The following is a 2,179-nucleotide window of genomic DNA, read 5'->3' as shown; positions in this document are numbered from 1 at the left end:
TGGTGAGTCGGCCCGGGGCGCGGTGCCGGGATTGCTCCCGGTCCGTTTCCCCGGACCGCTCTCCGAACCCGGCGTGCGATTCTCACCGCACCGGGCTCTCCACGGCTTCTGCCGTCAGGCGGGGTCCGCAGGAGGCCATGGGGGTGGGATCTTGTTGCCCCGGTAGGTGTAACGGGAGACCGTCACACCCTGGATCCGGAAGTACTCGACCCCGTCGGCCGCGATCACCCATCGCCCGGAGGCGGCGAGGTGTCGGCGGACCTGTCCCCAGTTCCAGCCGTGCCGTGCCCGCAGCATGTGGACGAGCCTCCACCAAGTGAAGGCGTCCAGTTTGCTGAAGGTCCATTTCGCCACGGCGTGTCGGAAGTAGTTGGCCCATCCGCGCATGATCTGGGCGAGCCTGACCAGCACGGACGCGAAGTCCTGCTGCGATGTCCTGTGCGTCAGGGCACGAATCTTCGCCTTCAGCGTCCGGACGGGCCGGTGCGCGATGAAGGTGTAGACGTACCACTTGTTCGTCCCCCTCTTGCGCTTCCACCGGATGCGGAAGCCAAGGAAGTCGAACCCGTCGTTCATATGCACCACTTGGGTCTTGGCCAGTGACAGCCGTAACCCAAGCGGTGCCAGCGCGACGGCGATATCTTCGCGCAGCGCTTCGGCGTGCTCGCGCTCGCCGTGTACCAAGACGACGAAGTCGTCCGCGTAGCGGACCAGCCGCCACGTCGATCGTCCCTTGGAACGCCGGTACTCGCGCTTGCCGTGGGTCGACATCGCCCCGCCCGGCTTCCACGGCTCCATCACGTGCTCGTCGAGCACGCTCAGGGCGATGTTGGCCAGCAGCGGGGACAGGATGCCGCCCTGCGGCGTGCCCGTCATGGTGTCCTGGTAGTCGCCGAGTTCGGTGAGGATCCCGGCTTTCAGGAACGCCTTGACCAGCGCCAGGACGCGTTTGTCCTTCACCCTGCGACGCACCCGGTCCATCAGGGCCGCGTGGTCGATCGAGTCGAAGCACGCCTCGATGTCCGCGTCCAGCACCCACCGGTAGCCGCGGGTGCCGAAGTGGTGGATCTCGGCGATCGCATCCTGTGCACGCCGGTTGGGCCGGAAACCGTACGAGCACGGCAAGAACTCCGCCTCGAAGACCGGTTCCAGCACCAGTTTCAGCGCCGCCTGGACGACCCGGTCCGCAACCGTCGGAATCCCGAGCTTACGGACCTTCCCCGACCCTCCCGGTTTCGGGATCTTGCGCTCCCGCACCGGCAACGGTCGGAACGAGCCGTCTTTGAGACCGGCCCGCAGGTCATCCAGGAACCCGGGCACACCCACCTGCTCGGCGACATCGGCGACCGTCAGGCCGTCGATGCCGGCAGTGCGCGCACCCTGGTTTCCCGCGACCCGGTCGAACGCCACGATCAGCGTCGCCGGGTCACACACGAAGTTGAACAAGTCATCGAACCGGCGGCCGAGATCGGCCACCGCCCAACGATGAAGCTTGGCCTGCATCTCCGATACCCTCGCTCCCGGCCCGGCCGGACCAGAGCAAGGAGCATCGCCGTTCAGCGGTGCGTCTTTCGGCATTGCAGCGTCCCTCCCTTCTCGAAACCGCTGCCGCCCTTCCCCATGCGGCCGGCTTTCCCGACCTCGGAGTACTACGGCGGCTCCGCCCCGTCCCGGACCGATCGGCGGTCGACGCGCCCAGCCCTACCCAGGCCACCGGAGGTGGCGCGGAGGGCAAGACCCGGGACGGTTCCCGTGTTCACTGTGGTTCGCTCGACGAAGTAGGAGCCCGACTATGCCCCTGCGGCATCGCCACGAGTACGCCGCAGACCTTCCTCGTGGCCTCCCGGACGGCTCGTGCCCACCGTCCTGGGAGTTACCCGCCGACCTGCTCGACGGGATACGCACCGCTCCCGGCCCAGATCCGCCAGGTTCGAGCCGGTGCCTAATCAAGGGGGTGTCACACGCCGGTTCCTCGCGTACTCCTCTTCGTCCTGCTCGCCGGACCCGAACCATCTGGCAGTACTGGCCCGTCCCGGCTTTGTCAGGGCTGCTCCCACCCTCCCCGGCGTCACCCGGATCAGGCTGCCCCCAGCTCCACCGTCCTGCTGCGACAGGATCAGCGGTGAAGGTCTCTCACCTCCACTCGAACCACAGCGCCTCACGGCGCACCCACGACCTG

1 protein-coding gene is annotated in these 2,179 nt (G+C 67.5%); it reads right to left on the bottom strand.

The genetic code is table 11. From position 1 onward, the window contains the following. Positions 1-114 precede the first annotated feature (114 nt). A complete protein-coding gene (gene ltrA / locus ACIG5E_RS39340; protein ID WP_396542106.1) occupies positions 115-1,503 on the bottom strand; it encodes a group II intron reverse transcriptase/maturase in 1,389 nt (462 codons plus the stop codon). Positions 1,504-2,179 lie beyond the last annotated feature (676 nt).

This window comes from Kitasatospora sp. NPDC053057, from assembly GCF_044546945.1.
Classification (GTDB): domain Bacteria; phylum Actinomycetota; class Actinomycetes; order Streptomycetales; family Streptomycetaceae; genus Kitasatospora.
Note: the sequence above shows the minus strand (reverse complement) of the source record. Positions and strands in the feature narration are given on the sequence as shown.

Coding starts and splice junctions, on each gene's coding strand:
- ltrA (WP_396542106.1), bottom strand. CDS start 1,503: ATGCAGGCCAAGCTTCATCGTTGGGCGGTGGCCGATCTCGGCCGCCGG.